Here is a 25,447-nt window from a genome sequence, read left to right on the forward strand (position 1 = left end):
CGGGCACCATCCGCCCGGGTCCGGACGTCGAGAACGACCTCGACGTCCGGAGTGCACCGGAACAGGGCGGAGATCCGCTCGGCGTGAGGCCGTCATCCGCATCCGGGTCGGCTCGTCTCCGTTCGCGCCTCGGGCACGCGCCGGCGGTCGTGTCGGCTTCGGGGTCAGTCGTCGTCCTCCGTCAGGGCGTCCTGGATCCGTCGGGCCACGGTGGCGACGTCCACCGTGCTGTCGGCGGGAATCTCGATGCTGACCTTCTCGCCCCTGGCCGTGATCTGGACGGTGATGCCGGTGCGCCTGCCGAAGGTGTGCTGGATGATCTCCGTGAGCCTGAGGAAGGTGTCCGGTCCCTGGAGGAGGCTGACGGTGGTCGTGGCCACGGTGACTCCGATCAGGGCGATCTCGGCGGCGGAGCCGCGAGTGCCGGGGCGGATCGCCAGTCTCTGCCCCACCAGGGCGTCGGCGAGTTCGGACGGCATGGCTACGGCAATCAAGGGGAGTCCCTTTCGTTCGTTCCGGGGCGGCGGTGTGACGTGGGTGGATCGCCGCAGGGGTGTCAGTACGCTTGGTAGGAGGCCCAGATGACGGGGTGCGGGTCACGGATGTCGTCGCCGGAGTCGGTGGTCCCCCGCAGGGAACAGATCTTCCATTCGTTGAGCATCCGCAGCTGAAGCCTCCTCAGCAGGTCCACGTGATCGTCCTGCGGCCGGGCGAGCATGTCCTCCACGATCAGGTCTTCGAACACCTCGGTGAACGACGTGTCGAGAAGGTCCACGGACGTGGCGATCACCTGGTCGGCACCCGACTGGATGGCGCCGGCCGCGAGCCCGATGGCCTCGCCTCCGAGGGACGAGGCGGTTGAGCTGGAGCAGCACGACAGAACCACGCGTTCGGGCATGGGCAGGAAGGGTGTGCCGTCGTCGAGGCTGCCGAACAGTTCCCCCGAACTCAGGTGGTCGTCCCCGGCCAGTGGAAGGGCCGACCACGCCGGATCGGCGTCGTGCACCGCGTGCCCGCGGTAGAAGAACAGCCCCCGGGTCGACGGCCCGATCTGGTGGAGTGCCTGGAGCAGGGATTCCTTGGTGGCGGGCGCCGGGGACCCCGCCGCTTCCAGCAGGGTGGCCGCGCTCCGCACCACCGATTCCGAGGTCCGCTCGCGCAGCGTCCCGTCCGGGTTGTCGCATGCCAGAAGGAACGGTACGGGGGAAGAGTCCGGCCGGCTCCTCCGCGCCGAGCGCACGAGCTGAGTCGGAGCGGAGGTCCACATCCGCAGAGCGGCCCGTTCCACCAACCGCTCCTCACTTCCCGGGACCATCACGATCGGCCACGGCACGCAGGCGAGTTCGCGCGCTGCCGAGATCGTCAGCCGCACCGGATCGGGCCCCGTCGCCGCGCTCAGTGCCGTGACCAGTGGCGGCGGCAGCAGATCGCCGATCGTGCGGGTGATGATCTGTTCTTCCGCCGACTTCCAGCTCTCCAGGTGCGTGTAGGGCTCGTAGTAGTCACCGGGGCCGCGCTTGCGGGGGAACAGGCTCCAGCTCTTCGGTTCGGCCGCCTGCGACTGCCCGGCCAAGCCCAGCAGTACCGGTTTGACACGGTCCCGCAGCCGTAGGTCCTCCGCGCCGTACCCGATCGGCTCCGCGTCCTGGGCGGCGAACCAGAAGAGGAACCCGTTCTCGATGTGCGAGGACCAGAAGAAGCCTTCGGGCAGCGCCTCGTCCAGTGATCGAGGCACGAGTGCGTGTGCGCTCCCGGTGGGCAGCACGCTGCTGTAGTGAGGCATGAGAAGGGCCGCACCCTGAAAGGACACGGGTGAGGGGAATCGCAGGAAGGTGGCGCCGAAGGCGTCGTTGAGCGCGGTGAAGACGGCTCGGGAGACGAGTGGCCCGTCGCTCTCCGTCTCGTCGGCCGGCTCCGGTTCTGTGCTGATCCCGCTGTCCGCGAGCTTCTTGGTCTCCTCCTCGGTGTCGGCCTCGACGATCGTTCCGATCATGGACTGGAGGCGGCAGGACTCGATGAGTTCGGCCACCGCCCGGCCGTCTCCGAGGGCTGTCACCGCTGTCAGTGCCGCATACCTCGACGGGCTGAAGTTGGCCCAGAGGGAGGCGCGTTGTGCGTGCGAGCAGGCACGGTAACGCGGAGCGTCCAGCTTCGCCCAGGCGGCGAGGGCGAGATCGAGTCCTTCTTCGTGCCGGCCCATGGCCACCCAGATGGTCGCGGACCGCTGCTCCAGCTCCCCGACCAGCCAGGAGTCGGCTCCTTCCGCTGCCAGCCGCGCGTTCGCCGAGGTCAGAAGCCCGAGCGCGCGTTCCGGCTGAGCGTCCTCGGCAAGGCGCTCCGCGAGACAGGAGACCAGGTAGGTATAGGTGATGATGCCGAGTTTGCGCACCTGCTCGATCCCGGCGACCTCATCCGCGCCCACGCCCGGCGTCTCGTCCAGCACCCGTGCGGCGATCCGGTGGAAGACGGCGGAAGCTCCGTGACTCGCTCCCTCGATCACCTTCAGATGCGTGAGCGCGCCGTCCCGGTCCCCCGCCTTCATGGCGAGGACGACCATCTGGCAGAAGGTGCGGCGCGCATGACGCGCGGTACGCCAGTGGAGCGCGGCCCCTGCGAAGCACTCCTCCGCGGTGGCCCAGTCGGCGAACCGCACGTATTCGCGCCCCAGCAGTTCGTGGAGGGTCGCCAGATGCCGGTCGGGAACGAGGTCGGGCCGAGGAGGCTGTTCGGTGCTGCGGATCAGTATCGACAGCACGTAGGAGAGTCCCGCGTTGCCCGAGTCCTCGGCGTCGGCTTTCACCACCCCGCCGAGGAACCCGTCAAGTTCCACGAGGTCACTGCGGAGCGCCTGTGGCAGGTCCGTACCACGTTCCAGAGCGGCGTCGACGAGTGCCGCGATCCGTCTGATGCCGGGAGTCGCCCCTCGGTCCGCTCGCAGCCGACGCCGCCCGAGGCGTCCCGCGACGACGAGCAGACGGGCGTACGCCGCTGACCTCATGCATCCCCCGAAGTCCCCGCTTCCCCTTACGCCACCGGGAGATTCCGGGTGTGGAACGTCCGAGGTGCGGCAATGGAGCAGTTACCGAAATCATGCCGTCCCGCGGTGGCCGAGGAGGCCGGAATGCGAGAAGTGCCGGATTGAACCGGGCATCACCGGTCCTCGACTGACCGCGAAGTCGGCCTCGAAGCAGTCGAGTTGTCCTCCGGATCGGATGCGGCCCCACCCGCGAGGCCCCCACCCGAGCGTGGGCGGCCTACTGGAAGCTGAGCCGGTGCGGGTGGGCCGGATCGACCGGGCAGGTGTGTACGCGCATCAGGCCGCGGCCGAGGTAGACACCGACCGGGTCGATGACGCGTGGGTCGCTGTGGGCGTCCTGGTCTTCGTGCGGCAGCCAGCTGCGTGAGGCGCCGTCGCACTCCCACTTGTCCACGGTGAGCAGGGGCGGCATCGCCGCTCCGCACACCGGGCAGTCGACCGGGGCAGGCTCGGTCAGGTGCCAGGAGGCGAAGCCCCGGACCTTCCAACCGGGTGCGATCGACAGGTCGCTCATGTAGTCGGGCCCGTCCGGCTCTTCGGCCCCGGCGGCGGCCATCGCCGCCTCGTACTCCTCGTACGTGGCGTGACTCGCCGACGAGAAGGAGGAGCCGTCGGTGTCCTCCCGCGCGTCCTCGGCGAGTTCTTCCTCCCACGCGGAGACCTCTTCCTGGAGCTCCTCGTCCAGCAGCCCGAAGTACTCGTGTTCGAGGACCTGTTCGGGGTGTACGGCACACGTGGTCGGCACGCATTCCGGACGCCCGACCACCGTCGGCTCGGGCTGCGGCGAGAGCACGGCGGCGACCTCGGCCGAACGCCGCCATCTGAGCACGACGTCGATCGTGCGGCCGGCCCCGTGCACCTCGAAGGGGCACCAGAAGACCTGCAACAAGTCGTGGCCTCCGGGCCCCACGAGATCCGGGACGTCCTCGGCGAAGAGCTGGGCCACGGCGAGCATCGGCAGGGGGGCGTCGTCGCGCAGGTCCGGGGCGTGGGCGCCCCGGGTCATGCCGTCGAGCAGCCGCCGCTCCTCCTCGGTGTGGTCGCGTCCCCGCGCGTCCTCCACGATCCGGCGTCGCAATCGCACGTCGGAGAGCAGGTGACCGGTGCCTTTCGGGTGTGCGGTCGTGCACACGGGCCACGGTTCGTCGGCCGGCCACAGCATGGGGCCCGCCACGGAGCTTTCCCGCACCGTCGGCGTGCCGTGACGGGGATGCAGCCTGGTGGCGGTGCGCCGGTGGTCCGCGAGAGCGGGGAAGGCCGCCTCCACGTCGAGGGGGCGCTGGGGTGTGGTGCGGGACATGAGCGCGCTCTCCAGGTGTCGGGGTGCGGTGGCGAGGCGGGCCGGAGGCGCCGGGGCCGCCCGCTCGCGCAGGCATCCGAAGTACACCATCAGCCCCCGCCCAGCCTCCCTCCGGGCTGCCGGTCCGGTACGACCGTTACCGCCCAGCCAGAGGGCGGAACGACCATTCTTCCTCGCGCTAACCTGGGCATATGAACCCGAACGCAAAAGGACGAGGCCCGTCGGAAGCGAGAGCGCGGCTGCTCGACACCGCGACCAGAATTTTCTACACGGAGGGAATCCACTCCGTCGGCATCGACCGGATCGTGACAGAGGCGCAGGTCACCCGCGCCACGCTGTACCGGCATTTCACGGGCAAGGAAGACCTCGTCCTCGCGTACCTCGACCAGGCCGACCGGGAACTCCGGGCGTACGCCGATGCCGCCCAGGCGGCCGAGCAGGCGCCGGCGGACAAGATCCGCGCCGTCTGCCGGACCATAACCGCGGGCATCGTGTCCCCGGGATTCCGGGGGTGCGCCTTCCTCAACGCGGCGGCCGAGTACCCCGATGCCGACCACCCGGTCCACCGGGCTGTCCTGTCCCACCGCCAGTGGTTCCTGGACACCGTCACGGGGCTGCTGGCCGAGACCGGCGACCCGGCCGCCGAGCCCGCCGGCCGCCATCTCGTCATGCTCCGGGACGGCGCGATGGCCTCCGGCTGCCTGACCGACCCCGCGTCGGTCTCCGAAACCTTCCTGCGAGGCGTCGAGGGACTCCTCCGAGCCCTCTCCACCTGACGGGCCGGGGGGCGACCGGCCGCCGGTCACACCGTGTCCGTTCCGCTCTTCGCCCCGCGCCGGTTCGCCGCTCCCGGCACCGTGGGCTCCCGGCACCGTTGGCTCCCGGCACGGTGGCTCCCGGCACCTCGGCTCCCGGTCGGCGCCGGCCGTGACGAGCCGGCACGGCCGGTCCACGCCGTAGGCCCGAACGCGGTGGCCCCCGCCGGGGTCGGACACCGCCCCGGCGTTCGCGGGCCGCTGCGCCCCGCCGGATTCGCGGCCGTGGTCCGGTCGACATCACCGGCGACGTACACCAGGGCCTCGAACTCGGGGGCAGCAGCCGCCGCGTGGGTGATCACGGCGCCGCCGCGGGAATGGCCGACCGGCACTCCGGGGCCGTCGACGGTGGCCGGGCAGCTGGAGAGGTGGGCCGTGACGACGCGGGATACGGATGCGCACGGGTGTGGCCCTTTCGGCGGTCGGAGTCGGCGGAGCGGCGGCGGGTCGGCAGGGCAGCGGGTCGGCCGGGTCTCCGGCAGGCGGAGGGTCCGGCCTCACGGTACGAGCGCGACCCGTACGACGTCGTGGAAGGGGACGTGGACGCCCACGTCAGTCCTCCTTGGCCTTGCGGCCCAGGCGCAGGGCCGAGACGAGGAAGAAGACGCCGCCCGGGACGGCGTAGCCGATCGCGTTGGTGAGCGCGGGGTCGTCCGCGCCGGCGGATGCGACGAAGGACGCCCCGGCCAGGGCCGAGACGGCTCCGCTGAGGATCATCGGCCACTGGCCACCCAGCGTGCGTCGGGGCACGGCGACGATCAGCTGGACCAGCCCGGACACGATCGCCCAGGCTCCCCACACGCCCAGTACGGCCGGAATGCCGGATGCGCAGGCGACGGCCACACCGACGGCCGCGACGAGGCTGACCGCCATGTTCACGTAGAGCGGTACCGGCGATCCCGTGGTGCGCGACGACCTCGCGTCGACCACGGCGGCACCCACGTCGAACAACGGGTACAGCACCAGCAGCACGGCCCCCACCGGAGTGATCTCGTCCGCCGTCGTGAACATCACGAGCGCCCAGACGATGGCGAACACGAACCGGACGAGGTAGAGCCGCCGCAGGACGGAAGCCGTCCCGGCGATGGCGGACGGAGCAGCAATGGCACTCATGGTGATCCCTCTTCAGCTTTCGGTGGACGCGCACAGGAGAGAACGGTTCGCTCGACGCCGGACGGCGCCCCGGAACACCGGAGACCACCGACGAGACCGAACGTTCTGCCTCATTAGAGCGGCAAGGGCTCTGCGCCCTGTCAAGACCGAACGTTCTCCCTTGCGTCCGCGCCACCCCCACGACAGGGCAGCGGCGGGCGTCCTGACGGGCCGTCGGCCCCGCGCTCCAGGGGCCCCGGACCGTGACGAACCAGGAGTCGGCTGAAGCCTTCGCCGGGCGCGCGGGTGCCCTCGCCCGCGGACGAGGGGCCAGGCACCGAGCAGGACGCGGGAGCGCCCCGCGCGGTCCCGTCCCCGCCGAGGCGGGGCGCGACGCACGGGGCGCTGCTGCGCAGGGGTGCCGCGCACGGGGCGCGGGGCGTCACGCGGCTAAGCGCCCGCCTCGACCCCGGCGGTACGCCGTGGCCGGAGGACGCCGGAGAGGAGGACCGTGAGCACTCCCGCCAGGGGGACCACCAGCAGGCCGAGACGGAGGCTGGTGGCGTCGGCGATCAGGCCGACGACCGGCGGGGAGAGCAGGAAGCCGAGGCGCATGAGCCAGGAGACGATCGTCAGGCCGGAACCGGGCTTCAGGCCGGGGAGGTTGTCCGCCTCGTGCATGGCCGCAGGAACGAGGGTCGCCACACCGAATCCGGCGGCGGCGAACCCGAGTACGGTTCCGGGCAGCGTGGGCACGGCCAGCGCCAGGCCCATGCCGAGCGCGGTGATCACGCCGCCGGTACGGGCGACTGCCCGCTGCCCGAACCGGTCGACGAGCCGGTCGCCGATGATGCGGCCGACGAACTGGGCGCCGACCAGGGCAATGTAGCCCGTGGCGGCGAGTGCGGCCGAGGCGCGCAGGGAGTCGGAGAGGTAGAGGGCGGCCCAGGAGTTGCCCGCGTCCTCCACGAGCGTTCCGGCGGTGGCGATGAGGACCAGGGCGGCCAGTACGTACGCGGTGCCGCGCCGCGTGGTGACCGAGGGGCGGACCTGTTCGGCCGGAAGGTCGGCGGGTGCGGGTTCGTTGTCCGGACCGGGCAAGCAGTGGCGCAGCGCGAAGAGGGCGGCGACGGAGAAGACGACGGCCGATACGGACAGGTGCTGCCCGCGCGTCAGGTCCAGCGCCATGGCGCCGGCGGCCATGAGACCACCCGCGACGGCACCGATCGACCAGATGGCGTGGAACGAGTTGATGAGGGAGCGCCCGTAGCGGCGCTGTACGCGCAGACCGTGCGCGTTCTGCGCGACGTCCGTGATCGCGTCCATCGCCCCGGCCAGGAACAGCGCCGCCGCGAAGAGCGGCATCGCGCCCGCGAGACCCGCGGCGAGGACACCCACCCCGGTCAGCAGCGTGCCGGCGACCGCGACCCGGGCCGAGCCGAACCTGCGGACGAGCGCCCCGGCCACCGGTCCGGCCACCAGGGCCCCGGTCGGGAAGGCCGCCACTGCCAGGCCGTAGACCGCGTTGCTCATGCCGAGTTCGGCCTTGATCTGCGGGTACCTCGGCAGGAGGTTGGCGAAAAGAGCCCCGTTGGTCAGGAACAGCACGGCCACGGCCGCACGGGCCCGCCGGTCTGCGGCAGGCAGCCGGACCGGTATGTCGACAGTCATGGGGAGACCCTAGCGCCGAAGCGTACGAACGTACATACCAGGTCGGACGCATCCGGTGATCCTCGCGTGGGCAGCCGGTGCGAACCTTCGCGTCCACGGCCGTGGTGCTCGCGCCGACCGGAGCGCTTCCGCCAGGGAGTGCGGGACAGCCCTCGCCGCCAGGCCCCCTCCGGGCCGGTTCACCCTCGTCGGGCACACCGTGGTCGGAGCGCGGTAGCCGGCCCGTCGAGCGGCGACGTCCGAGACGGCCCGGATCGCGCGGGCATACGGCGCGGAACGCGTCGGCCTCACCACACCACTCGACATCGGCATCGGCATCGGCATCGGCATGAAGGACTTCACGTCTTGACCGGCATCGGGCGCGGACGGCCCGGCTCTCAGTCCGTCAGGCCCGCAGCGACGGTCGCGCCGAGTTCCCAGCAGGCTTCGACGTCGGACTTGGCCGGCTCTCCGGTGACAGTCACGGGGTCCGCCGTACGCCGCCACCCCAAGCCGGTGGTGATCGACTCGATCGCGCGTACGGCGCCGGTGACGTCGTTGCCGCCGTGCACCCAGTAGCCGAAGGGACGGCCCCGCGTGGCGTCCAGGCACGGGTAGTAGATCTGGTCGAAGAAGTGTTTGAGAGCACCGGAGACGTATCCGAGGTTCGCCGGGGTGCCGAGCAGTACGCCGTCCGCGGCGAGCACGTCGGAAGCCGTGGCGGCGAGGGCCGCGCGCCGCACGACACGCACGCCCTCGATGCCGTCCGCCGCCGTCCCCGAGACGACGGCTTCGAAGAGCGCCTGGCAGTTCGGCGAAGGTGTGTGATGGACGATCAGCAGGGTGGCCACAGCGACGAACCCTGCCTCCCGGGCCGTCCGGCCGCAAGAGGGGCGCGCCGTCCTGCGGTACCGGCCCCGGCGACACGACCCCGAGGGGTCCTCGGATCGGGTGGCCCGAAATCTACGCTGACCGCATGGCCCACGAGAGCACCGAGGGGCGCGGCCCGCGCCCGGCCGGCGTTGCCGAAGGCGGAGCGGCCAGGGACGCGGGGCAGCCCGCCGAGTGGCTGAGCTGGCTCAAGGAACGGCTGTACGCGACGATCACCATGATCTCCGTGGTGATCGGCCTGTCGGCCGCCGAGCACCCCACCCCGGCGGGGGCGGCGGCGAGTGTGGCCGCTGCCGCCATCGGCCTCTGGCTGGCGACGCTCGTCGCCGACGAGCAGGCGCACCGCACGGTGCACGGCCGGATCGCCACCCGGGCGGAGCTGCGCCGGATGCTGTGGGTCAGCAGCCCGCTGCTGCTCTCCGCCGCCGGTCCGCTGATCCTGATCGGTGCCGCCGCTCTGGGCGTGATGCACCTGGAGACCGCGCTGTTCGCGGCGGCCGGCGTCAGCGTGGCCGGTCTCTTCGGCTGGGGCTGGTACGGAGGAGTACGGCTCGGCAACGGCGCCGCGGTCGCCTTGCTGGCCGGTGCGCTCGACGCCGCGATCGGGCTGGTCGTCGCCGTGGTGAAGGCCGCCGTCAGCCACTGACGGCGGCTTCGACGAGGGCCGCGCCCGCTCACACGCGGGCCCCCGCGGTCCCGGCCCGGGGCTGCGGGGAGAGCCCTCAGGCGGCGGCCACGCCCGGCCGGTCCGGGAACGGGGAGCCGGACTCCGGGGCGGGCCGGCGGTGCAGGGCGGACAGTCGGATGGCGAAGTACACCGCGGCCGCGGCGGCGAGGGCGTCCAGGCCGTCGACCACCGCGATCTTGATGACGGCGTCCCTGAGCTCCATGAGCGAACCGGCGTCGTCGTACCCCCCGGCGACGATCCGTCCGGCGACGGCCGAGAGGACGAAGAGGCTCCACCACAGCCCCACCGGCCAGGAGGACGGGTACCGCGCCGGTTCGGAGCCGGAGGTCCGGGTGGCGGCGTTCCACATCTGCTTGGCGATACGGAAGGGCATCCACAGCGCACCGAACGGGATGAACCACGAGCCGATCGCCCATCCGGCGCTCTGCTCGAAGGCGTCCTGCGCCAGGGACCCGATGTACTTGCGCATCTGGAAGAACCAGACCAGGAAGACGACCGCGCAGGCGATGAACGCGATGATCTGGAGGAGTCCGGCGGCGGCGTACAGGGTGTCCGCGGCATCGAGATCGTCGGTGGAGGCGGCGACGAAGACCGTGCCGTCGCCGACCAGGTTCACGATCTTCAGGTCGGCGAACACGGCGAAGAGGTCGGTGAGCGCCACCAGGCCCAGCAGCGCGACGACCGCCTTCAGCAAGCCCTCCGGGGCACGGGCCGGGGCCCGGTACGGCGGGACGCCGTACGGGAGCGACTGTTCGGGAAACGCAGAGAAATCGGACACGACAGAGTCCCCCCGGACCACTTCGGAGAAAGGGAGGCTCAGGGCTGTTCCGCACCTTGGCGGATGCGCGACGAATCGCGGGACAGCCCTTCGCCTCGTCGAACGAGCAGGCAGATGGAAAGTACGCGCTCACGGGAGGAACGTCCAATCAATTCGAAACCGAAGCTTCGGACCGGACCGACGGACTTCCACGGCAGCCGTGCCCCGGGGACGGGCGACCGCACGGCGGACTTCGGGCTCTCCTCCGCCGAGCTCAGAGCATGATGAGGAGGCGGGTGCTCGCCTTGAGCTTGCGGTTCACCGAGCGGCTCTGTACGTACACCTCCAACTGGGGGTTGTTGCCCGCCTTCACGGAGACGGTGCCGTGGATACCGGTCCCGAACAGCATGCTGCGCGCGGCGTCGCCGGTGTACGCGCGGTCGGTGTCCTTCTCGACCACGATGACTTCCTTGTCGGGCTGAACCTGGACCCGGGCGCCCAACTGGTAGTAGCAGGAACCGCGCTGGTAGGAGACACCCGGGTGCGAGTCGACGAAGGACCGGATCTCGGTCTCCTTGTCGACCTTCAGGAGCCGGTACTTGTCGGCCGCGATCGGTTCCAGACTCGCCCGCACCTCGTCCACCGATATGTCCTGACCCACGGCGAAGAGGTTCTTCGTGCCCCGCACGCCCTGTTCGCGGCCCCGGAGGAAGCTGGTGGCGGCGGCGCGCACGGTGCCTATCGCTTCCTCGACGCCTTCCGTGGAGTCGGCGTCCCAGATGGCGATGTTGCCGGCGGGAAAGCCGTAGTTCTGGGCGGTGCGCTTGGCGAGGGAGTTCGGGACGAGGATCGCGGAGGTCCAGTGGCCCGGAAGGCCGCCCATCTTCGCCGTGATCCGGTCGAGCCAGGGGCCGAGGATCCTCATGTCACCGTCGTGCCGCCGGTCGCCGCCGGAGGCGTTCTCCTCGCCGTCCGTCACGACGATCTGGAGAAAGCTGTGCTCGCCGTACTCCTCCCAGATGTGCCCCAGGTCGTCCAGGGATTTCAGCGAGGCCTCGATGAGTGCGGTGGCACCGTTGTTGACCTTGTACAGGCCCCGCATGGACGGCAGATGCTTCACGTCCATGTCCCAGACGAGGTTCTCCACCCGGTGGTCGAAGGAGTAGAGACTGATCCGGGTCTCGTGACCGAGGCTGTCCGACTCGGCCTTCAGACCTGCCACGAACTCGTCGACGACGCGCACGAGTTGTGCCTGGTGCGGACGCATCGAACCCGAACAGTCCACGACCAGCGCGACATGGTTCACCTTGTGCTGGATCTTGTTGGCGGACATGCTTCGCCTCCCCCTTCGGAAGCTCCCCGAGTGATGCTCCAACACTAGGAGGAGCCACTGACAGCGGCGGATGACGGACGGTCACCCAGCGCCCGATGAAGGGTCCGGTCCGCTTTGCGGGGGCAATGGGCCGGCCGGTCCCAGCGCCGGCTCTCCTCCCGCCGCACGGGGCGAACCGGGTGCGGGGAAGGCGGCCCGCACTCCCCCGGCGCCGATCGGCCGGCCCAGGAGGCGGCCGAGGGGCTCCTCGGCGAGGAGCAGCACGAGCCCGGCGGCGGCGGCGCGGGATCCGCCGGGTCACCGCGGTCAACGGGATGGCGGTCGCCATCACCACGAGGCCGTACCCGGTCACCAGGAAGCCCACCGACGGCAGCGACACCCCGAGGCCGTGCGCGATCTGCGGCAGCAGCCCCACCGGCAGGGCCTCGACCGTGGCGAACGCGAACAGCGCGAGCGCCAGCCCGGCCACCGCGACGACCGCCCGACCCCGGGACACCCGCCCGGGAGCGGTCGCCTCCGCCTCCGCCTCCGTCGAGTCCGCGCCCATGGTCACGACCAGCCCCCTCGCCCTCTTCGCACACCCCGCGGAAGCCCGGAGTCGGACATGCGCTCGAACGGGGTCGACGGGGTCCGACGCCCCAGAGAAGACCAGTCGATTCTTGTCATGTCAAGATCGAAACATTTCGGACATCGCGCGGCGGACGGCAGGAGAGCACCAGGGCCGCGATCCCGCCCCACGGCATCGCCCGGGGCGGGACGACCCACCCGCGAGGAGTCGCCGCCGCAGACGTGACGAGCCCTCGGGGCAAGGGAGTTGAGGGCGATCAAGGTGTTTACCGGCCGAGCGCCGCGGCGTGACCCGATCGTAACCGGGCCATGGTTGTGGGGGTCTGGTGGCGAGTCCGCCGACCCGCGTATGTTGCCGCCCACAACATTCAACGCCCGCAGACGCACCGCAGGTTCGTCGCGTTGCCGGAGCACATCCATCACTGCCGACCCGTGCGAGCGGCGCTGGACGGCCGTACCCCAGAAAGGGGCCCTTCCGATGCGCAAGGGAATCCTCCTCGCCTCCACCTCCGTGGTGCTCATGACCTCGCTCGCCGCATGCGGCAACTCCTCCTCGGGAGGCGACGACGCCGGCGACGGTGCCAAGAAGCCGAAGATCGGCGTGATCCTTCCCGACAGCAAGTCGTCGGCCCGGTGGGAGGACGCGGACCGCCCGCTGCTGACCGCGGCGTTCAAGGCGGCGGGCGTGGACTACGACATCCAGAACGCGGAAGGCGACAAGCAGGCGTTCCAGACCATCGCCGACCAGATGATCACCAACGGGGTCAACGTCCTGGTGATCGTGAACCTGGACAGCGGTACCGGCAAGGCCGTTCTCGACAAGGCCAAGTCGCAGGGCGTGGCCACGATCGACTACGACCGGCTGACCCTCGGCGGCTCCGCCGCGTACTACGTGAGCTTCGACAACACCGCTGTCGGCAAGCTCCAGGGCGAGGGTCTCGGCAAGTGCCTGACCGACATGAAGGCCGACAAGCCGGTCGTCGCCGAGCTGAACGGCTCCCCCACCGACAACAACGCCACGCTGTTCGCCGAGGGGTACAACAGCGTCCTCGACCCGAAGTACGCCTCGGGCGACTACACCAAGGGCCCCAACCAGTCGGTTCCGGACTGGGACAACGCCCAGGCCGGGACCATCTTCGAGCAGATGCTGACCAGCGAGCCCAAGATCGGCGGGGTGCTGGCCGCCAACGACGGCCTCGGCAACGCCGCCATCGCCGTGCTGCGCAAGAACCACCGCAACGGCCAGGTGCCCGTCACCGGTCAGGACGCCACCGTCCAGGGTCTGCAGAACATCCTGGCCGGTGACCAGTGCATGACGGTCTACAAGGCGGTGAAGAAGGAGGCGGACGCCACCGCCGAGCTCGCGGTGAGCCTGGCCAAGGGCGAGAAGGGGCAGACCAACGCCACAGCCCACGACCCCGAGGGCAACCGTGACGTCCCCGCGGTCCTGGAGACCCCGGTGGCCATCTACCGGGACAACGTCAAGGACGTCGTGGCCGACGGCTACGTCACCGCGGCCGATCTGTGCACCGGCACCTACGCCGCCCTGTGCGCCAAGTACGGCGTCAAGTAGACCAGACCGGGCCGGGGTGTCCCGGCCCGTCCGTACGGCCCCGGCCCAAGACCGGACCCGCCCTCCGGCCGGGGCCCGCGGCGCAACGACCCGTAAGGAGCCGTCCACCCATGACAGCGACCCCGATCCTCGAACTGCGCGGGATCGACAAGAGCTTCGGCGCGGTACAGGTGCTGCACGACGTGAACTTCGCCGCCTACCCGGGGGAGGTGACCGCCCTGGTCGGTGACAACGGCGCCGGCAAGTCCACCCTGGTGAAGTGCGTCGGCGGGATCCATCCGATCGACTCGGGTGAGTACCTCTTCGACGGCAAGCCGGTCCACGTGCACAGCCCGCGCGACGCCGGCTCCCTGGGCGTCGAGATCGTCTACCAGGACCTCGCGCTCTGCGACAACCTCGACATCGTCCAGAACATGTTCCTCGGACGGGAGAAGCGCCGCGGCATCGTCCTCGACGGCGGAACGATGGAGGAGATGGCCGCCAGAACGCTGAAGAGCCTGTCCGTCCGTACGGTGAAGTCGGTCCGGCAGAAGGTCTCCAGCCTTTCCGGCGGACAGCGGCAGACCGTGGCCATCGCCAAGGCCGTGCTGTGGAACAGCAAGGTCGTCGTCCTCGACGAGCCGACCGCGGCGCTCGGCGTCGCGCAGACCGCGCAGGTCCTCGAACTCGTCCGCAGGCTCGCCGACAAGGGCCTCAGCGTCGTCCTGATCTCGCACAACATGAACGACGTCTTCGCGGTGTCCGACCGGATCGCCGCCCTCCACCTGGGCCGGATGGCCGCCCAGGTCAAGACCTCGGACGTGACGCACGCCCAGGTCGTGGAACTGATCACCGCAGGCCGCAGCGGGGACCTGGGCCTCGCCGACACCAACGGAGCCACCACATGACCGCCCTCGCGCCCGAAAAGCCGGAAGGACGCGGAAAGCCCGGAGCACCCGGCGCGGACGCCCGCACCGAGGCGTCCGGCATCGGCGCTCTCGCCCGCGCCTACGTCGAGCGGGTGCGCGGCGGCGAACTGGGCGTGCTCCCCGCCGTCCTCGGCCTGGTCGTCCTCTGCGCGTTCTTCGCGATCCTGCGCCCGGTGTTCCTGACCGAACTCAACTTCGCCAACCTGCTGACGCAGGGCGCGGGCAGCATCGTCATCGCCATGGGCCTGGTCTTCCTCCTCCTGCTCGGCGAGATCGACCTCTCCGCCGGCTACGCCAGCGGTGTCTGCGCGGCCGTGCTGGCCATCCTCCTCACCAACCACGGGTGGCCCTGGTACGGGGCGGTGGCCGCCGCGATGCTGACCGGGGTGGCCATCGGCCTGCTCCTCGGCATCCTGGTGGCCAAGATCGGGATTCCGTCCTTCGTCGTCACCCTGGCCGCGTTCCTGGGATTCCAGGGAATCGTGCTGATCCTCCTCAAGGAGGGCACCAACATCTCGATCAGGGACGAGACGATCCTCGCCATCGCCAACGACAACCTCAGCCCCGCATTCGGCTGGGTACTGCTCGCCCTCTGCGTCGCCGCCTACGCGGGGGTCCTGTTCCGCGCGAACAGCAACCGCAGGGCCCGCGGACTCACCACCGCGCCGATCGTCCTGATCGCCCTGCGCCTGGGTACGGCCGTCGTGCTCGGAGGCCTGGCTGTGTACCTGCTCAACCAGGAACGCAGCCGCAACGTCATGGTCGACTCGCTCAAGGGCGTGCCCATCGTGGTGCCGGTCATCGGCGCCCTGCTGGTCATCGGCACGTTCGTGCTCCAGCGCACCTCCTTCGGACTGCACGTCTACGCGGTGGGCGGCAGCGCGGAGGGGGCCCGCCGGGCGGGCATCAACGTGGCGTACATCCGTGTCGCCGCCTTCGTCATCTGCTCGGCGATGGCGGCTGTCGGCGGCATCATCGCCGCCTCCCGCGGCAACTCGGTGGACCCGAACACCGGAGGCAGCAACGTCCTGTTGCTCGCGGTGGGCAGCGCGGTCATCGGCGGCACCAGTCTGTTCGGCGGTCGTGGACGCGTCGTCGACGCCGTGCTGGGAGGCATGGTGGTCGCCGTGATCCAGAACGGTATGGGCCTCATGGGGTACAGCTCGGGCGTCAAGTACGCTGTCACCGGTTCAGTGCTGCTGGTGGCCGCGGGGGTGGACGCGCTGTCCCGCCGCCGCGCCACGCAACGATGAGGTTCACAGATGAAAGCCGGTCCTTCCCAGGAGGAAATCCGCCGGCACAACCTCAGTACGCTGCTGCGCCACGTCCATCTCGGCGGCCCTGCCTCCCGGACCGTTCTCGCCGAGCGCATGGGAGTCAACCGCAGCACCGTGCTGGGCCTGGTCAGTGAACTCACCGCCGCCGGCCTCGTGCGCGAGGAACTCCCGCGCGACACCGGCCGGGCGGGACGGCCCTCGCTGGTCGTACGGCCCGATTCCGCACGCGCGTACGTCCTGGCGTTCGACATCGGTGTCGACCGTCTGACGGCCGCCCGCATCGGCCTGGGCGGCCTCTTCCTGGACCGGCGCGAGATCCCCTGGCCGGGGGCGGGCCCCCAACGCCCCGGCGAGGTCGCGGACGCACTCACGGGGGCGGCCCGGCGGATGCTGGCCGCCACCCCGCCCGGCAGCCACTGCGTCGGCGTGGGGGTCGCGGTGCGCGGCATCGTCCGCCACCCCGACGGGCTGGTCCGTTTCGCTCCCAACCTGGGCTGGGAGGAGGAGGACTTCGGCGCTCAGCTCGCCGACCGCCTCGGCATCTCCGTCCCGGTCACCATCGGCAACGAGGCCAACGTAGCGGCCCTCGCCGAGCACCTGCGCGGTGCCGGAGTCGGCTGCCGGAACCTCGTCTACCTGCACGGCGGCATCGGCATCGGGGCCGGCGTCATCGTGGACGGACGGCTGCTGCGCGGCGACGACGGGTACGGCGGCGAGGTCGGCCACATGATCGTGAACCCGCACGGCGGCAGACGCTGCGGTTGCGGCGCCATCGGCTGCCTGGAAGCCGAAGCCGGTTCCCGTGCCCTGCTGGAGGCGGCCCGGCGTGACGTCCGTACGCCGGGCCACGACACGGTACGCGCCGTCATCGACGCCGCCGACCGGGGGGACGTCGTCGCCCGCGCCGCTCTGCACCGCGTCGGCGACTGGCTCGGTGTCGGGGTCGCCAACCTGGTCAACGTCTTCAACCCGGGAACGGTGGTCTTCGGCGGTGTGCTCCGGGACGTCTTCCTCGGCGCGGCGGCGCAGGTACGCAGCCGCATCAACACGACCGCGCTGCGGGCCTCCCGCGAGAACCTCCGGCTGCGGGTCTGCGAGCTGGGCGACGCCACGGTGCTGATCGGCGCCGCCGAACTCGCCTTCTCGGAGAGCCTGGACAACCCCTTGGAGGTCCTGGCCCGGCTCGACGGGCAGGGGGCACTCGTCGAATAGCCGGCCGGCTCCGAAAGCGGGACGGTCTCAGGCGGACCGCGTCAGTTTCCGGGCGGTGGCGCAGTGCGGGGTGCGCCGGTGGCGCCACAGCTGCGCGAGCGTGATTCCGAACAGCACGGTGAACACGCCGAGGAGGACGCCCGCGATCTCCAACTGCCCTCCCCCGCGGACCGCGTGGTCCTCATCCCGGGTGAGCAGGACCAGCAGGGACAGCAGGGCGCCCACCAGGTAGACGGAGCGTACCCGCCGCAACTGCCGCAGCGCCCGGGGAGCCAGAGCCACACGCCTCATCGATGCCATGGGGGACTCCTGCCCCGAACGGGGCCGCGCAGACCCTTCGTTGGTCGCGGGAGGAGCGGTGACTACGAGGAGCCGAGCCGGATCCGCATCGTGGGGGAGCGCGGGACCTCGAAGCCGAGGGACTCGTAGAGGCCCGCTCCGTCCGCTGTCGCGTTGAGGTCGACCATGGTCACCTCGGTCTCCTCGGCGAACCAGCGCAGCAACTCCTCGGTGCAGGCGCGCGCGTAGCCCTTGCGGCGGGCGACCGGTTCGGTGCTGACGTTGAAGACGTGCCCGCGCAGGCCGCTGAGACTGCTGGGCCCGGGGGCGCGGTGGTCGCAGGCGCCGGCCGCGCCGCTGACGCGCGCGCCCCGCGGCCCGACCGCCACCCCCATGTCGGCCAGCATCAGCCCTCGGAGCCGTACCAGGGCGGGTACGTCGTCGGCCGTGGCGACGAGAGCGACGACCCGCAGACCTTCGCCGTCCGTGAGGGCGACCGCTATCTGACGTACACGCTGCCGGGCGGCGCGCTCGCCGACTTCGTCTGGCACTCCGGCCGCGTCTCGGGCACGGACGGCACGCCGGTGGCCCCGGCGGGCTGGACCGCCTCCACCTCCACCACGGGCACGGCGGCGGACGCCGTCGACGACGACGCAAGCACCCGCTTCTCCTCGGGCGCGGCGCAGGCCCCCGGTCAGTACCTCCAGGTCGACCTGGGCAAGAAGGGCCGGGCGGACCGGGTGGTCTTCGACACCGGCTCATCGACCGGCGACTACCCGCGCGGCTACACGGCGTCGGTGAGCACCGACGGCACACACTGGACCGACGTGGTCACCGACGCTCCGGGCGCCGGTCAGTTCACCACCGTCGACCTCCCCCACCGCCAGGTGCGTTACGTCCGGCTGACGCTCACCGCGTCGGCCGGCAACTGGTGGAGCGTGGCGGACGTCCGCGCCTGCACCGACCCCCGCTGACGGTCGCCTTCACCGAACCACCCGGCGCGGCCGCTCCTCAATCCCGGGGAGCGGCCGTGCTGTTGCGTACGACGAGGCTCGTGGCGAGCTCCATGCGCGTGGTCATGGGGACTTCGTCGCGGAGCCGTACCAGCATCTGGACCGCCTCCTCGGCCATCTGCCGCAGCGGCTGGTGGACGGTGGTGAGGGCGGGGCTGGACCAGCGGGCGATCGGCACGTCGTCGAACCCGACCACGGAGAGGTCGTGCGGGACGCGCAGTCCGCTGACCCGCGCCGCTTCGAGCACGCCGAGCGCCTGGAGGTCGCTGCCCGCGAAGATCGCGGTGGGCGGGTCGGGCAGGGCGAGCAGTTCCATCGTCCGGTCGTAGCCGCCTTCGACGTGGAAGTCGCCGTAGAGCACCAGGTCGGAGGAGGCTTCCAGGCCGGCCATGCTCATCGCGGAGCGGTAGCCGTCCAGCCGGGCGAGGGAGCAGATCATGTCCTCGGGGCCGGTGATGATGCCGATCCGGCGGTGGCCCAGCTCGATGAGGTGGCGGGTCGCGGCGAGGCCGCCGCTCCAGTTCGCCGAACCGACCGAGGGGACGTCGGGTTCGGGGTCGCCGGCCGGGTCGATGATCACGAAGGGGATCGACCGGGACCGCAGCTGCTGCTTGAACTCCACCGGGAGCGCCGAGAAGACCAGCACCACACCGAGCGGGCGGCGTTGGAGCACCCCTTCGATCCACTCGGGGCTCGGCGAGTGACGGGTACCGCTCTCGGTGAGCACCACACCGGCCCCGTGGAGCTTGGCCACGTTCTCCACGCCCTTGATGAGCTCCATCGCCCAGATGCTCTCCAGCTCGTGGAAGACGAGCTCGATCAGCGGGGCCTCGCGGGCGGAGCGGGTCGTCCGCCGGTAGGAGTGCGTCTCCAGCAGGCGTTCCACCTTGACCCGGGTCGGCGCGGCAACGTCCTGTCTGCCGTTCAGCACCTTCGAAACTGTCGAAATGGAGACGCCGGCCTGTTGGGCCACCTGGGCAAGGGTGATGCGGCCCACGTTCTCGTCATCGCGCATGGTGAGAAGCATAGGGCACGAACAATTGGCCAACAGAGATAACAAATCAGCAACTTGAGCCGCGAGGGTTGACCCCTCCAGTCGCCGAGCCCTAGCGTCCCGACGCATGAAGTTTCGGTAATGAAGCCGAAACATTTTCGAGAGGCGAGACGATGACGCGACGCACACGGCTCCCACGTACCGCGGTTGTCGGCGGGGCCGTCATGGCCATGTCGCTGTCCCTGGCGGCCTGCGGAGGGGACGACTCCGCGTCCGGCGGCGACAAGATCCACGTACTGGTCTACGGGGACGCCACGAACAAGGTGGAGAACCAGCTCGTCGCCACCTTCAACAAGACCTCGAAGGTCAAGGTGGTCCTGGACACCATCCCGGGCGCCGACTACCAGGCCAAGCTCCAGACGATCATCAACAGCAAGCAGGCGCCGGACGTCTTCTTCAACTGGGGCGGCGGCAGCATCAAGCCCTTCGTCGACGCCGGACTGCTCCTCCCGCTGGACGACTTCATCGCGAAGGACCCGGGACTCAAGGACAACTTCCTCCCGTCCGTGTTCAACAGCACCGTGGTGGACGGCAAGGCCTACGGCGTCCCGATGCGCGGTACGCAGCCGGTGCTGATGTTCAACAACAGCAAGGTGCTCAAGGAGAACGGCCTGGCAGCCCCCAAGACCTGGGACGAGCTGTTGAACGCCGTGAAGGTCCTCAAGTCGAAGGACGTCACCCCGATCGCCCTCGGCGGCGGCGACAAGTGGCCGACGCTGATGTGGTTCGAGTACCTCTTCGACCGTGTCGCCGGCCCCGAGCTCATCCAGAAGGCCATCAAGGGTGACAAGGACGTCTGGGCGACCGACGACAGCAAGGCGGCGCTCAACAAGCTCAAGGAGCTCATCGACGCCGGCGCCTTCGGCACCAACTTCGACTCCGTGAAGTTCACCGACGGCGGCTCGCCCACGCTGCTCGCCACCGGCAAGGCGGCCTTCGAACTGATGGGTTCGTGGGAGTACTCGACCCTCCAGGACTCCCAGCCCGACTTCGCCAAGTCGGACCTCGACTACAGCGCCTTCCCCAGCGTCGACGGCGGCAAGGGTGCCCCGACCGACATCGTCGGCAACACCAACAACTTCTACTCCGTGCTGAAGAAGACCAAGCACCCGGAGGAGGTCGCCGAGTTCCTGAAGCTCATGTACTCCGACCAGTTCGTGAAGGCGCAGCTCTCGATCGGCAACCTGCCGACCACGACCAACACCGAAGCGCAGCTGGACACCGCCGCCAGCCCCGACTACGCGCACTTCCAGTACGACCTCGTCAAGAACGCGCCCTCCTTCCAGCTCTCCTGGGACCAGGCGTACCCGCAGACCGCCGGAACGGCCCTGTCGACCGCGGTGCAGCAGTTCTTCAACGGCGGGATCGACGTGGACGGCTTCATCAAGGCGATGCAGGGCCTGCCCACCTCCTGACCGCGCTCCACCATCCGACTTGGAACACCTCTCATGACCACAACTGCCACCGCGGTCTCCGCGGCCAGCAAAGGGGTCCAGGGGAGCGGCCGCGGACCCGGCCGCTCCCGTGAAGGCGCCGGCCGCCCCGGCTTTGCCTGGGCGGCTCCGGCTGCCGTCTTCTTCGGCCTCTTCGCCATCGTCCCGCTCTTCCTGGTCGTCGCCCTCTCCTTCGCGAGCTGGAACGGACTCTCCGACCCCGAGTTCACCGGTCTCGACAACTGGAAGAAGCTGTTCGACGACCCGATCCTGATCAAGAGCCTCTGGCTCAGCGTGCTGCTCACCTTCCTGGGCGTCGCCGTGCAGACGCCGCTCTCCATCCTGTTGGGGGTGTGGGCGGCCGGCCACCAGCGCAACCGGGCCGTGCTGTCCGCGATCTACTTCGTCCCGCTGCTGCTCTCCGCCACGGCCGTCTCGGTGCTGTGGCGCGCGGTGCTCGACCCCAACTTCGGTGTCCCCGCGCAGGCCGAGTGGCTGTTCGGCGACGGGAACCTGTTCGGCCAACAGGCCAGCGCGATCGGGGTCCTCATCTTCGTCAGCACCTGGCAGTTCACCCCGCTGCACACCCTGATCTACCAGGGCGCGGCGCGTTCGGTGCCCCGGGTGCTCTACCAGGCCGCGGAGATCGACGGGGCGGGCCGGTACCGGCAGTTCTTCCACATCACGCTGCCGCAGCTGCGCAACAGTGTCGTCACCTCGATGATCCTGATGGTGGTCGGCGGTCTGACGACGTTCGACACCGTCCTCATCCTCACCCAGGGCGGGCCGGGCACGGACACCACGATCAGCGCCTACTACATGTACCAGAAGGCCTTCAAGACCTTCGACTACGGGACGGCATCGGCCATCGGCGTGATGTTGATCCTGGTCGCCACGGTCATTTCGCTGGTGATGGTGCGCCTCACGGGCTACGACAAGATGAACAGCACCATGGAGGGCATGTGAGCAGGCGCCGTCCCAATCTCCTCGCCGGCTTCGGCTCCACCGTCTGGCTTCTCGTGGTCGGCCTCCCGCTCTACGTGATGCTGGTCGCGACCTTCCAGAACCGCGCCGATTACGGGTCGAACGGGCCGTTCGCCCTGCCCGAGCACTTCACTCTCGACAACTACATCAACGACTTCAACAGCGGGTTCGGGCAGTACTTCCTGAACACCGTGATCGTGACCCTCTCCGTGGTCGCCATCGTGGTCCTGCTCGTGGCGCCGCTGTCGTACGCGATCGTCCGCAGCCGCAGCCGCGTGACCGGCATGGTGTTCCGGCTCTTCCTGCTGGGGCTCGCCATTCCCTCGCAGGCCGTGATCGTGCCCATGTTCTTCGCGATGAGCGAGGCGGGGCTCTACGACAACCTCCTCGGCATCATCCTGCCGACGGCGGCCTTCGCGATGCCGGTGTGCGCCCTCATCCTCACCGGCGTGATGCGCGACATCACCCCGGAGCTGTACGAGGCCATGACGATGGACGGCGCCACCCACCGCCGGGTCTTCTTCCAGCTGGTGCTGCCGCTCTCCAAGAGCGGGATCTCCACCATCGTCGTCTTCTCCGCCCTCCAGGCGTGGAACGGCTTCCTCTTCCCGCTCGTGCTGACGCAGTCGGCCGGGTCCAAGGTCATCACCATGGGCCTCTACGACTTCCAGACCGAGCACGGGGTCGACATGCCGGGGATGCTCGCGGCTGTCGTGCTGTCCATGCTCCCCATCCTGCTCGTATATCTGTTCGCCCGCCGAGCCCTGGTACAGGGGCTGATGGGAGTCGGAGGAAAGTGACCGACCACGTGTCCGTACAGACCGAACCGGCCGGGGAGGTGACGCTCCCGCCGTGGCGGGACGCGTCCCGTACTCCGGCCGAGCGCGCCGACGCCCTGCTCCAGGAGATGACGCTGGAGGAGAAGATCGCCCAGCTCTTCGGGGTGTGGGTGGGCGCCTCCGACGAAGGGGCCGAAGTCGCCCCGCACCAGCACGACATGGAGGAGCCGCCACCGCTGGCCGATCTGCTGCCCGAGGGACTGGGGCAGCTCACCCGGCCGTTCGGCACGGTCCCGGTCGACCCCGCGCTCGGCGCGCTCTCGCTGCTGCGCACCCAGAGCGCGATCACCACCGCCAACCGCTTCGGCATTCCGGCCATGGCCCACGAGGAGTGCCTCGCGGGTTTCGCCGCCTACGGAGCGACCGCCTACCCCGTGCCGCTCTCCTGGGGCGCGACCTTCGACCCGGCGCTCATCGGCGACATGGCGGCGGCGATCGGCCGCGACATGCGCTCGGTCGGCATCCACCAGGGCCTCGCCCCGGTGCTCGACGTGGTGCGCGACGCCCGCTGGGGCCGCGTGGAGGAGACCATCGGCGAGGACCCGTACCTCGTCGGCACGATCGCCACGGCCTACATCAAGGGCTTGGAGCAGGCCGGCATCGTCGCCACCCTCAAGCACTTCGCCGGCTACTCCGCCTCCCGCGCGGGCCGCAACCTGGCGCCGGTCGGCATGGGCTCGCGCGAGCGCGCCGACGTCATCCTGCCGCCGTTCGAGATGGCCGTGCGCGAGAGCGGTGTCCGCTCGGTGATGCACGCGTACACCGACACCGACGGCGTCCCGTCCGCCGCGGACAAGGAGCTGCTGACCGGACTGCTCCGGGACGTCTGGGGCTTCGACGGCACCGTGGTCGCCGACTACTTCGGCATCGCCTTCCTCAAGACCCTGCACGGTGTGGTCGAGACCTTCGGGGAAGCGGCCGTCGCCGCGCTCCTCGCCGGCGTCGACGTGGAGCTGCCGACCGTCAAGACGTTCGGTGAGCCGCTCCGCGCCGCCCTCGCCGAGGGCCTGATCTCGCAGACCGACATCGACCGCGCTGCCCGCCGGGTCCTCGTGCAGAAGGCGCAACTCGGCCTGCTGGACGCCGACTGGAACCCGGTGCCCGACGCGCTCGCCGGGGCCGAGCTCACCCCTCAGACGCTGCGCGGCACGGTGGACCTGGACAGCGACGCCAACCGCGCCCTGGCCCGCCGGATGGCCGAGCGGGCCGTCGTACTGCTCCGCAACGACGGCGCCCTGCCGCTCCAGGGCGAGAAGGCCCCCGCACGCATCGCGCTGATCGGGCCGAACGCCGACCGGCCCACCGCCGTGCTCGGCTGCTACTCCTTCCCCGTCCACGTCGGCAGCCAGCACCCGCACCTGCCCGCCGGTGTCGAACTGCCCACCCTGCGCGAGGCGCTGGTGGCGGAGTTCCCCGGCAGCGAGATCGTCACCGCGGCCGGCTGCGGCATCGACGACGGCGGTACGGAAGGATTCCGCGAGGCGTTGGCGGTCGCCCGCGACGCGGACATCGTCATCACCGCGCTGGGCGACCGGGCGGGGCTCTTCGGCCGGGGCACCAGCGGTGAGGGCTGCGACGCCGGTTCGCTCACCCTGCCGGGCGTGCAGCAGCAGTTGCTGGACGCGCTCCTGGACACCGGCACTCCGGTCGTCGTCACCCTGCTGGCGGGCCGGCCGTACGCGCTCGGCCGCGCGGCGGACGAGGCCGCGGCCGTCGTGCAGACCTTCTTCCCGGGCGAGGAGGGCACCCACGCGCTCGCCTCGGTGCTGAGCGGTCGGGTCGCTCCGTCCGGGCGGCTTCCCGTCAGCGTGCCGAGGAAGCCGGACGCGCAGCCGTCCACCTATCTCGCGGCCCGCCTGGGTCACGCGAACGAGGTGTCCAACATCGACCCGTCGCCCGCGTTCGGTTTCGGCCACGGGCTCGCGTACACGAGGTTCGAGTGGTCCGGCCTCGCCGTCGCGTCGGCCGAGATCGCCACCGACGGTCTGGCCGAACTGGAGTGCACGGTACGGAACACGGGTGACCGCGACGGCGTCGAGGTCGTCCAGCTCTACCTGCACGACCCGGTCGCCTCCGTCGTCCAGCCGGTGCAGCGGCTGGCCGGTTACGTACGGGTCGAGCTGGCCGCGGGCGAGGCCGCCAGGGTGCGCGTCGGCGTCCCCGCCGACCTCGCCTCCTTCACGGGCCGCGACGGCGTGCGCGTGGTGGAGCCGGGCGCGCTGGAGCTACGGCTCAGCGCCTCCAGCACGGACCCGCGCCTCACCGCCGAGGTGCGGCTCACCGGCCCGGCGCGGACCGTGGACCACACCCGCCGGCTGCACGCCGAGTTCCAGGTGGAGACGCTCAAGGAGCACTGAACACCGCGGAACGGCACCTGAACACCTCTGCGCCGGAGCCCGGCCGCCCGTACGACGGGTGGCCGGGCTCCGGCGTGTCCGGGGCCCGGCGTGTCCCGCCGATGTCCAGGGCCGCCCGCAGCACCGTCCGCCCGGCGATCGGCTCACGGGTGAACGGAACGGCGCCGACGAAGGGCGGGATCTCCCCGTACGCCCCCGTGGCCGACGTGGTCGCGACGGTGCCGGCGATCCTGGTGGTCCCGCTGGTCCGCCGGATCACCGCCCGCGTGGGCCCGCGACCGGCACGGGCCGGACCGGGCCGGACCGGGCCGGGCCGGACCGGGCCGGACCGGGCCGCCGGCCACCGCGCTTCCCGCCGGCCGCCGCCCAACGCCGGACGGCAGGCACC

At 70.6% G+C, this 25,447-nt stretch carries 21 protein-coding genes and 1 pseudogene; 11 read left to right on the top strand and 11 right to left on the bottom strand.

The genetic code is table 11. The annotated features are described in order from the left end of the window. Positions 1–164 precede the first annotated feature (164 nt). The 3 genes from OHT52_RS04355 to OHT52_RS04365 form a co-directional block, all read right to left on the bottom strand. Complete coding sequence (locus tag OHT52_RS04355; protein ID WP_328718795.1) at positions 165–494, bottom strand: hypothetical protein; 330 nt, start codon at positions 492–494, stop codon at positions 165–167. 62 nt (positions 495–556) lie between these two features. Next, on the bottom strand, positions 557–2,998 hold the full coding sequence (locus OHT52_RS04360) for a CHAT domain-containing protein (RefSeq protein WP_328718796.1): 2,442 nt from the start codon (positions 2,996–2,998) through the stop codon (positions 557–559). 256 nt (positions 2,999–3,254) lie between these two features. Next, the gene (locus OHT52_RS04365; protein ID WP_328723610.1) at positions 3,255–4,337 is read right to left on the bottom strand and encodes a hypothetical protein; all 1,083 of its coding nucleotides are present in this window, start codon (positions 4,335–4,337) and stop codon (positions 3,255–3,257) included. Between the two features lie 191 nt (positions 4,338–4,528). Here OHT52_RS04365 and OHT52_RS04370 point away from each other — a divergent pair, with 191 nt between their 5' ends. Then, positions 4,529–5,113 (top strand): TetR/AcrR family transcriptional regulator, encoded by a 585-nt coding sequence (locus tag OHT52_RS04370; RefSeq protein ID WP_328718797.1) that lies wholly within the window; start codon positions 4,529–4,531, stop codon positions 5,111–5,113. A gap of 591 nt (positions 5,114–5,704) precedes the next feature. Here OHT52_RS04370 and OHT52_RS04380 read toward each other — a convergent pair. The 3 genes and pseudogenes from OHT52_RS04380 to OHT52_RS04390 all read right to left on the bottom strand — a co-directional run. Next, entirely contained in the window at positions 5,705–6,265 is a 561-nt protein-coding gene (locus OHT52_RS04380) for a hypothetical protein (protein ID WP_328718798.1), read from the bottom strand. Between the two features lie 429 nt (positions 6,266–6,694). Beyond that, positions 6,695–7,915 (bottom strand): MFS transporter, encoded by a 1,221-nt coding sequence (locus OHT52_RS04385; RefSeq protein ID WP_328718799.1) that lies wholly within the window; start codon positions 7,913–7,915, stop codon positions 6,695–6,697. 377 nt (positions 7,916–8,292) lie between these two features. After that, positions 8,293–8,817, bottom strand: a pseudogene (locus tag OHT52_RS04390) (flavodoxin family protein); the annotation flags it as partial. A gap of 53 nt (positions 8,818–8,870) precedes the next feature. Between OHT52_RS04390 and OHT52_RS04395 the strand changes: the two are divergent. Then, entirely contained in the window at positions 8,871–9,431 is a 561-nt protein-coding gene (locus OHT52_RS04395; protein WP_328718800.1) for a hypothetical protein, read from the top strand. Positions 9,432–9,507: 76 nt separating this feature from the next. On the opposite strand, the gene OHT52_RS04400 is transcribed toward OHT52_RS04395, so the two are convergent. After that, a complete protein-coding gene (locus OHT52_RS04400; protein ID WP_328718801.1) occupies positions 9,508–10,251 on the bottom strand; it encodes a DUF4328 domain-containing protein in 744 nt (247 codons plus the stop codon). A gap of 253 nt (positions 10,252–10,504) precedes the next feature. Then, a complete protein-coding gene (locus tag OHT52_RS04405; protein WP_328718802.1) occupies positions 10,505–11,563 on the bottom strand; it encodes a vWA domain-containing protein in 1,059 nt (352 codons plus the stop codon). A gap of 1,045 nt (positions 11,564–12,608) precedes the next feature. Here OHT52_RS04405 and OHT52_RS04410 point away from each other — a divergent pair. From OHT52_RS04410 to OHT52_RS04425, 4 genes are all read left to right on the top strand, one after another. Continuing rightward, positions 12,609–13,703, top strand: a complete 1,095-nt coding sequence (locus OHT52_RS04410; RefSeq protein ID WP_328718803.1) for a sugar ABC transporter substrate-binding protein — start codon at positions 12,609–12,611, stop codon at positions 13,701–13,703. Between the two features lie 110 nt (positions 13,704–13,813). Next, the gene (locus tag OHT52_RS04415) at positions 13,814–14,590 is read left to right on the top strand and encodes an ATP-binding cassette domain-containing protein (protein ID WP_328718804.1); all 777 of its coding nucleotides are present in this window, start codon (positions 13,814–13,816) and stop codon (positions 14,588–14,590) included. Then, positions 14,587–15,864, top strand: coding sequence for a sugar ABC transporter permease (locus OHT52_RS04420; protein WP_328718805.1), 1,278 nt, complete (start codon positions 14,587–14,589; stop codon positions 15,862–15,864). The genes OHT52_RS04415 and OHT52_RS04420 overlap by 4 nt, the downstream gene beginning before the upstream one ends. Before the next feature lie 9 nt (positions 15,865–15,873). Beyond that, positions 15,874–17,100 (top strand): ROK family transcriptional regulator, encoded by a 1,227-nt coding sequence (locus tag OHT52_RS04425; protein WP_328718806.1) that lies wholly within the window; start codon positions 15,874–15,876, stop codon positions 17,098–17,100. A gap of 27 nt (positions 17,101–17,127) precedes the next feature. Here the strand turns inward: OHT52_RS04425 and OHT52_RS04430 are convergent, their stop codons facing one another. Then, positions 17,128–17,400 (bottom strand): hypothetical protein, encoded by a 273-nt coding sequence (locus tag OHT52_RS04430; RefSeq protein ID WP_328718807.1) that lies wholly within the window; start codon positions 17,398–17,400, stop codon positions 17,128–17,130. Between the two features lie 62 nt (positions 17,401–17,462). Continuing rightward, positions 17,463–17,930 (bottom strand): GNAT family N-acetyltransferase, encoded by a 468-nt coding sequence (locus OHT52_RS04435; protein WP_328718808.1) that lies wholly within the window; start codon positions 17,928–17,930, stop codon positions 17,463–17,465. 33 nt (positions 17,931–17,963) lie between these two features. On the opposite strand from OHT52_RS04435, the gene OHT52_RS04440 reads away from it, so the two are divergent. Beyond that, complete coding sequence (locus tag OHT52_RS04440) at positions 17,964–18,353, top strand: discoidin domain-containing protein (protein WP_328718809.1); 390 nt, start codon at positions 17,964–17,966, stop codon at positions 18,351–18,353. Between the two features lie 37 nt (positions 18,354–18,390). On the opposite strand, the gene OHT52_RS04445 is transcribed toward OHT52_RS04440, so the two are convergent. Next, positions 18,391–19,419: a LacI family DNA-binding transcriptional regulator gene (locus OHT52_RS04445; RefSeq protein WP_328718810.1), complete on the bottom strand. Its 1,029-nt coding sequence runs from the start codon at positions 19,417–19,419 to the stop codon at positions 18,391–18,393. A gap of 140 nt (positions 19,420–19,559) precedes the next feature. Between OHT52_RS04445 and OHT52_RS04450 the strand changes: the two genes are divergently transcribed. From OHT52_RS04450 to OHT52_RS04465, 4 genes are read left to right on the top strand one after another with little or no spacing between them, the layout of a single operon-like run. Further along, positions 19,560–20,861 (top strand): ABC transporter substrate-binding protein, encoded by a 1,302-nt coding sequence (locus OHT52_RS04450; RefSeq protein WP_328718811.1) that lies wholly within the window; start codon positions 19,560–19,562, stop codon positions 20,859–20,861. A 33-nt stretch (positions 20,862–20,894) separates the two neighbouring features. Next, on the top strand, positions 20,895–21,845 hold the full coding sequence (locus OHT52_RS04455) for a carbohydrate ABC transporter permease (RefSeq protein WP_328718812.1): 951 nt from the start codon (positions 20,895–20,897) through the stop codon (positions 21,843–21,845). Beyond that, a complete protein-coding gene (locus tag OHT52_RS04460; protein ID WP_328718813.1) occupies positions 21,842–22,663 on the top strand; it encodes a carbohydrate ABC transporter permease in 822 nt (273 codons plus the stop codon). The genes OHT52_RS04455 and OHT52_RS04460 overlap by 4 nt, the downstream gene beginning before the upstream one ends. Next, positions 22,660–25,059: a beta-glucosidase gene (locus OHT52_RS04465; protein ID WP_443046494.1), complete on the top strand. Its 2,400-nt coding sequence runs from the start codon at positions 22,660–22,662 to the stop codon at positions 25,057–25,059. Before OHT52_RS04460 ends, OHT52_RS04465 begins: the two co-directional genes overlap by 4 nt. Positions 25,060–25,447 lie beyond the last annotated feature (388 nt).

This window comes from Streptomyces sp. NBC_00247 (genome assembly GCF_036188265.1).
Lineage (GTDB): Bacteria > Actinomycetota > Actinomycetes > Streptomycetales > Streptomycetaceae > Streptomyces.